We start from the raw sequence: 9812 nt of genomic DNA, 5'->3' as shown, positions 1-9812 counted from the left end.
AGATTGAAGAAGGGGGAGGCCTCGCGGCCTCCCCCTTTTTTGCGTTTACGGGCTTTTGTCTCACATAGTAGCTGTGTTTTATAACCCTCGTTTGTCGCATCTTCTGTGAACGGGCTACAATAACTTAGTCTGTGCGATATGGAGGTGAACATGGCTGAAGCTGGTATCGGCGTTGATATCGTCGAGATTTCCCGCATGAAATCAATTCTTGAAAAGACGCCGTCGTTTGCTCGGCGTGTGTTTACCGAAGAAGAGCGTGCGTATTGCGATGCATCATCGCGTCCCGCTGCTCACTATGCCAGCCGCTTTGCTTCGCGTGAGGCGGTGCTTAAAGCTCTTGGCACGGGTTTTAGTCAAGGCGTGGGTCGCAAGGATGTTTCGGTAACGCGTGATAAACTCGGCAAACCGAAGGCTCTGCTTTCTGGTCGTGCTCTCGAAATCGCCCAGAATTTGGGTGTTGTCGAGGTCGCCCTTTCTATTACCCTTACGGGTGACTTGGCTGTCGCTAATGCCATTGCGATTACCGAGGATGCTCGGCCTAAGCCAAAAGATGAAAAGGTGAGCACCAAGAAACGCGTTGCGCAGACATTTAAAGAGGCTCGCTCTGTATTAGATGAGCTCGAGCAGCTGCAGAATTCAGCATTGACGGAGCACCTGGGCGATGCTTCGCAAGATACGCTAGGAGCATAGATGAAACCGGTTTTGAGTACCGAAGAAGTCGTTCGTCTCGAGGATATCATCGAACGCGAAGGGACTTCGAAGGCCGAGCTTATGGAGCTAGCGGGTGAGTTTGCCGCTAACGAGGTCTTGAAGCTCAATCCCGATCGGGTTCTCGTTTTGGTCGGTTTTGGTAATAATGGCGGCGACGGTTGGGTTGCCGCCGATATCCTGAGCCATAAGGGTGTGGACGTGGATATCGTTTCTCCGGTTGAACCGGATGAGATTCCTGCTGCTCTGGCACGTCATGTTGCTCGTCGTACTGCCGGCCGCGATGTGCACGTTTGCGTCGGCCCCTCGCGTGATGAACTCGAGGTTTTGATCGATAAGGCCGATGTTGTTGTCGATGCCATTTTTGGTACCGGTTTCCACGGGAATCTGCGTGCGCCGTTCTCCATTTGGATTCCTACGGTCAATGAATGCGCCGATTGTGTCGTATCCATTGATGTCCCCTCGGGCCTGAATGCAGAGACGGGCGTTGTTGATGACGACTGCATTCGTGCCGAGCGCACGGTGACGATGATTGCGCCCAAGATTGGTCTGTATAGCGCTGATGGTCCTGAGTATGCTGGCGATTTGATCTGCGGCAATCTTTACGACCGTCTTGACGAGGTCATCGATGATGTCGACCACGCCGCCGAGATTGTCGAGCCCGGTGACTTAGTTGATTACTTTGCTCCGCTACCATCGAATATCGATAAGTATTCCCGTGGCTCCGTGCTTATTGTCGCCGGATCTGCGCAATATCCTGGTGCTGCCATTATGGCGGCCAAGTCTGCAGCTCGCGCGGGTGCTGGTTACGTGGCAGTCGCGGCTCCTGACGCGTGCGCCAATCTCATTCGCATGGCACTTCCTTCGATTCCGGTCTTTGCTATTCCGTCTGATTCCCGCGGCTCCTTTGGCGCCGCTGCGCGCATGACGGTGTGCGAGATCGCAAAGAAGTACAGCTGCGTGCTGTGCGGTCCCGGTATGACGACGTCTGCCGGCGCTATGCAGGTGGTTTCGGGCTTGCTCGAGCTTGATGTACCGCTAATTTTGGACGCCGATGCACTCAACTGCCTTGCTAAGATTGCCATTGACGGTATTGATAGTAACCCCGAGATGTATCGCCGCGAGCAGCCGTTGGTTATGACGCCGCACTATCGTGAGCTTTCGCGCCTGGTTGCCGGTGACGAGGTGAACGACCTTGGTACCGCGATTGCGGCCGCGCAGAAGGTTGTCTGGGCTGCAGGCTCCGACAATCTGGTGGTCATTGCCAAGGGGCCGACGACGGCTATCTGTGGCGTTGAGCGTGTGCTGCTGCCGCTCTCGGGTCCGGCTTCTCTGGCAACTGCCGGTTCGGGTGATGTTCTCGCGGGTATTTTGGCCGGCACGCTTGCCACCATGCGCGACGAGATGGATCGTTGGGAGTTGCTGTATTCGTACGCCGTCGCACTTCACAGCTACGCCGGTTTTGCCGCGGCGACGGAGTATGGTGAGAAGAGCGTCATCGCGACCGATCTTATCGACTTGATCGGTCCTGCCATGGAGCTGGCGGCAAAGGATGCGCTCGAAGATCTGGGAATCATGGACGAAGGGTCGGATGACTAATCATGAATAAAGCCGATTTGACGCGCTGGTCCTGGGTCGAGATCGACCGCGGGGCGCTCCGTCGCAACACGAGGGCCTATAAGAACTTGTTGAATCCGCGTCAGCGCCTGTGCTGCGTGGTCAAGGCCGATGCTTATGGTCATGGAGCTGTTGAGTGTGCCAAGATCATGTATTCGGCCGGTGCCGACATGTTTGCCGTGGCGACGGTTAACGAGGGCGTTGGGCTCCGTCAGGGCGGGATTACTAAGCCCGTCCTGATTCTAAGTGAGCCGCCTATCGAGGCTATTCCTGCATTGCTCGAATTCGATATCATGCCCTCGGTCTATACGTCCGATTTTGCTCTTGCGTATGGCGAATGCGCCGTCGCGGCGGGCAAGGTGGGCAAGTACCATCTTGCCATCGAGACGGGCATGAATCGTATCGGTGTTCACTACACACAGGTGCTCGACTTTGTACGCGGCATCAGTTTCCATCGCGGCATCCAGTGCGACGGCGTATTTACGCACTTTGCCACGGCCGATGAACCTTCGGGTTGGGACTACAAGCTGCAGTGCCAGCGTTTTACCGAGGCCGTTCAGGCCATTAAGGACGCAGGTTTTGAATGCGGTATCGTGCATTGTGCCAATACGCCGTCCTCGATGCTCGATTCTTCAATGCACTTTGACATGATTCGTGCCGGCATCGGTTTGTATGGTCTGCAGCCATGTGAGCTGAGTGGTCGCGTGATGCAGCTTGATCCCGTCATGAGCGTCCACGCGCGTGTGACGCGCGTGGCGCATCCTGCGATGGGCGAGGGCGTGGGCTACGGCTTTACCTACCGCGTACCGCGCACGCGCGTTCAGATCTGCACCCTTCCGATCGGTTATGCCGATGGCCTTTCGCGTACGCTTTCCAATCGTATGGACGTGCTGTATCGCGGCGAGCGTGTGCGTCAGGTGGGCAATATCTGCATGGACCAGTTTATGGTCGCCATTCAGTCCAACCCGGCGCATGAGATTCCCGAGGCCGAGTATGGTGACGAGATGATCATTGTCGGCCGCGATGGAGATGCCGAGATTACCATGGACGAGATGGCGCGCCTACGCGGCACGATTAACTACGAGGTCGCTTGCGGCTTTGGTATGCGTCTCGACAAGGTCTACGTGTAGGAGTCGCTATGGGCGTCATGCACATCCCCGGCCATAGCCATCAGGCGCCGCGTGAGGTCGCACTCGAGGAGATCGAGGCCGTTCTGGGCGATTGTCACCTTTGCCAGCTTTACCAGTCGCGCCATAACATCGTGTTTGGCGTGGGAAACCCCCACGCTCGCGTGATGTTTATTGGCGAGGCGCCGGGCCGCAATGAGGATTTGCAGGGCGAGCCCTTTGTGGGGGCGGCAGGCGAGGACCTCAACGGCATTTTGTCGCTGGCGGGGCTCAAACGCGAAGACGTCTACATTGCCAACGTGCTTAAGTGCCGCCCGCCGGGAAACCGCAATCCGCGTCCCGAGGAAGTGCTGGCTTGCTCGCCATTTTTGCGTGAGCAGATTCGAAGCATCTGGCCCGATATTATTGTGACGCTCGGCAACCCCGCGACGCACTTTGTGCTAAAGACCGAGATTGGCATTACTAAGCTGCGCGGCAGGTTCCACCAGATGGGGCATTTTGTGGTAATGCCCACGTTCCATCCGGCAGCAGCGCTGCGCAATCCGGCGTGGCAGGAGCTGCTGGAGGAAGACTTTAAGATGCTGGGCGACTATCTGGAGCGACATCCCGCGCCAGAGGACGCCTCGGAATAATAAGGAGCATATATGTCCCTGGAGCGCCTGGGGGTAGGTACTTACAAAACGACTTGCGCTGCCGATACGGAGTACTTTGGCGAGCTAATTGCACCGTGCCTTGAGGACGGCGATGTGCTCATCCTGACCGGTGGCCTGGGAGTGGGCAAAACTCACTTTACCAAGGGCGTCTCGCGCGGGCTGGGCGATGGGCATATGGTTACGAGCCCTACGTTCGCCCTCATGGCCGTTCACGATCAAGGTCGTATTCCGCTGTTTCACTTTGATCTATACCGCCTGGAGCATGCCTACGAGCTCGAGGATACGGGCATTTTCGATGTGCTGGGCTATGAGGGTGCTTGCCTGCTGGAATGGGGCGAACAATTCCAGGACGAGCTGACGGATGAGTATCTTTCGGTGACGCTCAGGCGTGATGAGGGCGACAGTGATGTGCGAACGATAACGCTTGAGGCGCACGGTGACCGCGCAATGGAGCTTTCCCATTTGATTGATAAGGCTGTACAAGATGAGCTTGCATAACGACAACGCGCTGGTGGTGGCGCTCGATACCTCGACCGACATGCTTGCCTGCGCGGCAAGATGGATTGATGGGCAGACGGGCGAGACGAAGCTCGTGAGTGGCGACCACATGTGTCGCCGTCACGCCAACGTTGAGCTCGTGAATACCGTTGATGGCGTGCTGGCTCAAGCCGGTCTGGATCGCAGCGATGTTGGTTGCTACGTGGTCGGCCGCGGCCCGGGGTCGTTTACGGGTGTGCGCATCGGCATCTCCACTGCCAAGGGCCTCGCGCGTGGTGCCAATGTTCCGCTACTGGGCGTGTCGACGCTCGATGCTTGCGCTTGGACGGCGTGGAAGGCTGGCGTGCGCGGCAAGCTTGGTATCTTGGCCGATGCTATGCGCGGTGAGGTATATCCGGCGCTGTATATGCTGGTCGATGAGGGCCCCGAGCGTCAATTTGAGCGCGAACACGTGGTCAAGGCCGCCGTGGCGCTCGATGAGTGGCGCCGAGCAGCGGACTGGGACCAGGTTCAGCTGACCGGTGACGGTCTCGTGCGCTATGGCAAGCTGCTGGGTGAGGACGAGACCGTCCGCTGCGTGGAGCGCGACCTGTGGTGGCCTTCGGGCGAGGGCTTGCTGCTCGCGCACGCTGCGAGTGACGGCGATCCGGCTCGCGTCCTGCCGATTTACACGCGCCTTTCGGATGCCGAGGAAAACGAGCGCAAGCGTCTTGGTCTTGCTGAGAGTGCACAGAGCGAAATTACGGGCGTTGCCGATGAGCTCGCCGGTCGTCATCTGCAGTTCCGTCCCATGGGCGCGGCGGATGCCGAGGGCGCGAGCGCGCTAGAGGCTGCCTGCTTTGAAGGTGCCGGACACAAGGCGTGGACGCCGGGCATGTTCCTGTCCGAACTGGGCGAGGACGTCGCTGCGCCGCGTAGTTGGTGGGTGGCACACGACGACGGCAAGCTGCTGGGCCTTGCCGGCGGTATGGTCGTGGACGGTGATGTGCAGATTCTGGATGTCGCCGTCGACCCGGCACATCGCCGTGAGGGCATTGCCCGCAAGCTGCTGTCGCACGTGAGCTATGATGCCCAGATGCTCGGCTGCACTACGGCTTCGCTCGAGGTCGAGGACGGTAACGAGGGAGCGACCGCGCTTTATAACGCTCTGGGCTTTACCGAGGCTGGCCGTCGCCGCGGCTACTATGGTGCCGGCAAGGACGCCATCGTCATGACGGCTCCGCTGCCCCTGGTGCTTCCGGTCGACAATGCTTCGCCCGAGCCGACGGCGGCAGAGCAGCGCGTATGGCCGCTGCCTGCGCCTGGGCGCTCCGAGGGGGAGCGTGCCGAAATTGAGCGCCGCCGCCTAGTGCTCGCTATCGAGAGCTCCTGCGACGAGACGGCCGTGGCGATTATCGATGCGGATGGCAATATGCTGGCCAACCAGGTGTCGACACAGATTGATTTTCACGCCCGCTTTGGCGGCGTGGTGCCCGAGATCGCCTCGCGCAAACACGTTGAGGTGATTGTGAGTGTCGTGGATGCGGCGCTCGAGGATGCCGCAGCATCGCTTGGTCTTGAGGGCGGAGCCATCGCGCCGAGCGAACTCGCCGCTGTTGGCGTGACACAGGGTCCGGGCCTGGTGGGTGCTCTGGTAGTGGGCGTCGCCTTCGCCAAGGGCTTTGCCTATGCCGCCGGTAAACCGCTCGTGTGCGTCAACCATCTGGAGGGCCATCTGTTCGCCAATCTGCTGGCGCAGCCCGATCTCAGGCCGCCGTTTATCTTCACGCTCGTCTCGGGCGGTCATACCATGCTCGTGCACGTGAAGGCATGGGGCGACTACGAGGTACTTGGTGAGACACTCGACGATGCTGTGGGCGAGGCCTTCGACAAGGTAGCCAAGGCGTTGGGTCTGGGCTATCCCGGTGGCCCCATCATCTCCAAGCTGGCCGAGACGGGCAACCCCAAGGCGATCGATTTTCCTCGCGCGCTTAACAGCAGGGGAGACTATCGTTTCTCGCTTTCGGGTCTTAAAACGGCCGTGACGCTCTACATCGAGCAGGAGACCAAGGCCGGGCGCACGATTCACCTGCCCGATCTGGCGGCTTCGTTTGAGGCAGCCGTCTTTGACGTTCAGTACAAGAAGGCCAAAAACGCCCTGCATGCCACCGGATGCAAGGAATACTGCATCGGCGGCGGCGTCTCGGCTAATCCGCATCTGCGCGAGATGATGATCAAGAAGCTTGGGCGTCAGGGGATTCGCGTGACGGTACCGCCGCTTTCGGCGTGCACCGATAACGCTGCCATGATCGCGGAGGTCGCCCGCCGTAAATTCGACCGAGGTGAAATCTCGCCGTTCGACGTCGACGCCGATCCAAACATGACGCTGTAGCTGGTACGGCGCGGTCCCCGGACGGAGGGGCCGGATATAAGGTTTCCTGCTCTACAGTCCTGCGCAAGACGAAGGCCACATTAAGTGGCCTTCTTTGCGTGCGGAACTCGCGATAAACCTTATATCCGGCCCCTCCGTCCGGGGACCTTTCTGTATCGATATAACTTCTGAGCTGGTTTGGCGTCGACAACGTCCGGCAAGGTTAGCCAGCTGCGTCGAATTTCCGGCGTGCTTTAGCTGAAAGAAAAAGATGGTGCGCGGAGCTTTGCTCCGCACATTTGGGATGGGAGCTCCTCGGGGGCGGGGCGGGCGCCTGCCGCCATATATGAACTTTATCGCGAGTTCCGCACGAACAGGAGGCCACTTAATGTGGCCTCCGTCGTGAGCAGGACTGTCCGAGCAGGAAAGTTCATATATGGCGGCAGGCGCCCGCCCCGCTCCCGAGGGGCATCTCTCAAGCAAAAACTGTCGTTCGGTAAAGTCCGAGGTCAGTGGCGTTTTATAACGAGAAATTCAAAAGAATTTGAAAATCCATTACAAATTTGCGTTGACTTTAGGTAACTAAAGTTTCATACTCCTTTTCAACCACTGGGGGATGTGAACACGCACGGATCGTTCACATCATGATTGAAGAGGATTTCTTAGACATGTTCACGCATCAGCTAAACATTATCAGCGTAGTAATTATCTGATGCGGGTTAGCACATACAGCTAGCCCGTACGATAACGGGCGGCTGATGAAGATGAGGGCCGTCGAGCGCAACCGACGGCCCTCATTTTTTATGTCTAGGAAGTTCTTTTTAGAGGAGGAAATGTAATGAACGGAGTTTTGCTCATGGTTGTGGCCGCGGCGGTGCTCGCCTGCGGCTATCTGGGCTACGGCCGCTGGCTGGCCAACAAGTGGGGCGTTGACAAAGAGGCCCTCACGCCGGCCAAGCGCATGAAGGACGGCAAGAGCTTCTCGCCCGTCTCCGCCTTTACCGCGTTCTCGCACCAGTTCAGCTCGATCTGCGGTGCTGGCCCTGTCACGGGTACGATCGTCGCCATGGCCTTTGGCTGGCTGCCCGTCGTGCTCTGGGTCCTCGTCGGCGGCATCTTCTTTGGCGCCGTCCACGACTTTGGTGCTCTGTATGCTTCGATGAAGAACAACGGCAAGTCCCTGGCTCAGCTCATCGAGAAGTACATCGGCAAGACCGGCCGTCGCCTGTTCCTGCTGTTCTGCTGGCTGTTCTGCATCATCGTCATCGCCGCCTTCACCGACATGGTCTGCAAGACGTTCATGTTCACCCCGGCCGTTGACGCTTCTGGTGCTGCTACCGGTGCCATCGACTTCACCAAGTCCTATGCCGCCGGCTGCGCTGGTACCATCTCCATCCTGTTCACCTTCGTCGCTATCGCCTTTGGTTGGGCCCAGAAGAAGTTCAACCTCACCGGTGCTACCGAGTTCGTCACCGGCGTGGTCCTCATGGTTCTCATGTTTGCCGTCGGTATGCAGTTCCCGGTCTACCTGGATAAGTTCCAGTGGTTCGCCGTCGTCATGGTCTACCTGGTCTTCGCTGGCGCTATGCCCATCCAGATGCTCAAGACCCCGCGTGACTACCTCACTTCCATCATGATGATCGTCATGATCGTTTGCGCTGTCCTCGGTATCGTCGTCCTGGGTGTTAACGGCCAGGCCACCATCACCGCTCCGGCCTTTACCGGCTTCTCCAGCGCTTCTGGCATGATGTTCCCGGTCCTGTTTGTTTCCGTTGCCTGCGGTGCCCTCTCCGGCTTCCACAGCCTCGTTTCTTCTGGTACCTCCTCCAAGCAGGTCGAGAAGGAGCAGGACGCCGTCAAGGTCGGTTATGGCGCCATGATCGTCGAGTCCTTCGTCGGCATCCTTGCCATCATCGTCGCCGGCATCATGTTCTCCGACATGAACACCGCCGGTACCGGCGCCCTCAACGCCGGCGTCGCTTCCACCCCGTTCCAGATCTTCGCCGCTGGTATCTCCCGCGGTATGCAGGCCTTCGGTGTTGACGGTACGTTCGCTACCGTCTTCATGACCATGAACGTTTCCGCTCTGGCCCTGACCTCGCTCGACGCCGTCGCCCGCATCGCCCGCGCCTCGTTCTCCGAGTTCTTTGCCCAGACCAACGACGCCCTGGCCATCGAGTCCAAGGCCGGCTACATGAAGGTTCTCGGCAACCCCTGGTTCGCCACGGTCGTCACCCTGCTTCCCGGTCTCGCCCTCGCCTTTGGCGGCTATGCCAACATCTGGCCGCTCTTTGGTGCTTCCAACCAGCTGCTCGGCGGTATGACCATGATTACCCTCGCCGTGTTCTGCAAGTGCACCGGCCGCAAGGGCTGGATGCTCTACGTGCCCGTCGCCTTCCTGCTCTGCTGCACCTTCACCTCGCTGGTCCAGAGCGCCATGGGCTGCATGACCGCTGTCCAGGCTTACGGCTTCTTCGGCACCATCCCGGCTACCGCCACCACGGCCGCCGTCTCCGTCGCCGCCACCAAGGGCCTGCAGCTCGTTTTCGCCGTCCTGCTGATGGTCCTGGGCCTCATCGTTGCCGTCAACTGTCTCAAGGAGTTCTTCGGCAAGGAGGCCGGCTCCATGCCCGACGAGGAGCCCGAGTGGTCCGAGATGGGCAAGGCCGAGTACGGTCGCGCCGCTGCCGCTGAAGCTCCTGCCGACGCCGAGGCCGCCAAGGCCTAGTCGGTCGAACGGGTTGAATCTCCCATCTATTTGACTCGGAAAGACCGGGTCCGCAATCAAGCGGACCCGGTCTTTTTTCTTCAAGACTTTAGTCTGCTGGCCGCGCAGCGGCCAGCTTTAAACCACCCGCT

Annotated in this window: 7 protein-coding genes; all 7 read left to right on the top strand. The window is 59.0% G+C overall.

Annotated elements, in window-relative coordinates:
* Positions 1 to 150 precede the first annotated feature (150 nt).
* The 7 genes from acpS (at position 151) to CHY22_RS09640 (ending at position 9681) form a co-directional block, all read left to right on the top strand.
* Positions 151 to 690 (top strand): holo-ACP synthase, encoded by a 540-nt coding sequence (acpS, locus tag CHY22_RS09670; protein ID WP_089573673.1) that lies wholly within the window; start codon positions 151 to 153, stop codon positions 688 to 690.
* A complete protein-coding gene (locus tag CHY22_RS09665) occupies positions 691 to 2307 on the top strand; it encodes an NAD(P)H-hydrate dehydratase (protein WP_082435564.1) in 1617 nt (538 codons plus the stop codon).
* Between the two features lie 2 nt (positions 2308 to 2309).
* Positions 2310 to 3455: an alanine racemase gene (alr, locus tag CHY22_RS09660; protein ID WP_089573672.1), complete on the top strand. Its 1146-nt coding sequence runs from the start codon at positions 2310 to 2312 to the stop codon at positions 3453 to 3455.
* A gap of 8 nt (positions 3456 to 3463) precedes the next feature.
* Entirely contained in the window at positions 3464 to 4084 is a 621-nt protein-coding gene (locus CHY22_RS09655; protein ID WP_089573671.1) for a uracil-DNA glycosylase, read from the top strand.
* 12 nt (positions 4085 to 4096) lie between these two features.
* Positions 4097 to 4603, top strand: coding sequence for a tRNA (adenosine(37)-N6)-threonylcarbamoyltransferase complex ATPase subunit type 1 TsaE (gene tsaE, locus CHY22_RS09650; protein ID WP_089573670.1), 507 nt, complete (start codon positions 4097 to 4099; stop codon positions 4601 to 4603).
* Complete coding sequence (tsaD, locus tag CHY22_RS09645; RefSeq protein WP_089573669.1) at positions 4590 to 6974, top strand: tRNA (adenosine(37)-N6)-threonylcarbamoyltransferase complex transferase subunit TsaD; 2385 nt, start codon at positions 4590 to 4592, stop codon at positions 6972 to 6974. The genes tsaE and tsaD overlap by 14 nt, the downstream gene beginning before the upstream one ends.
* A gap of 817 nt (positions 6975 to 7791) precedes the next feature.
* Positions 7792 to 9681, top strand: coding sequence for a carbon starvation CstA family protein (locus CHY22_RS09640; protein WP_089573668.1), 1890 nt, complete (start codon positions 7792 to 7794; stop codon positions 9679 to 9681).
* The last annotated feature ends 131 nt before the right edge of the window (positions 9682 to 9812 follow it).

Origin of the sequence: Collinsella sp. TF06-26 (genome assembly GCF_002232035.1) — a bacterium.
Classification (GTDB): Bacteria; Actinomycetota; Coriobacteriia; order Coriobacteriales; family Coriobacteriaceae; genus Collinsella.
Note: the sequence above shows the minus strand (reverse complement) of the source record. Positions and strands in the feature narration are given on the sequence as shown.

Excerpts from the sequence above, each read along its gene's own strand:
- acpS (WP_089573673.1), top strand. The coding sequence starts at position 151 with ATGGCTGAAGCTGGTATCGGCGTTGATATCGTCGAGATTTCCCGCATG.
- CHY22_RS09665 (WP_082435564.1), top strand. The coding sequence starts at position 691 with ATGAAACCGGTTTTGAGTACCGAAGAAGTCGTTCGTCTCGAGGATATC.
- alr (WP_089573672.1), top strand. The coding sequence starts at position 2,310 with ATGAATAAAGCCGATTTGACGCGCTGGTCCTGGGTCGAGATCGACCGC.
- CHY22_RS09655 (WP_089573671.1), top strand. The coding sequence starts at position 3,464 with ATGGGCGTCATGCACATCCCCGGCCATAGCCATCAGGCGCCGCGTGAG.
- tsaE (WP_089573670.1), top strand. The coding sequence starts at position 4,097 with ATGTCCCTGGAGCGCCTGGGGGTAGGTACTTACAAAACGACTTGCGCT.
- tsaD (WP_089573669.1), top strand. The coding sequence starts at position 4,590 with ATGAGCTTGCATAACGACAACGCGCTGGTGGTGGCGCTCGATACCTCG.
- CHY22_RS09640 (WP_089573668.1), top strand. The coding sequence starts at position 7,792 with ATGAACGGAGTTTTGCTCATGGTTGTGGCCGCGGCGGTGCTCGCCTGC.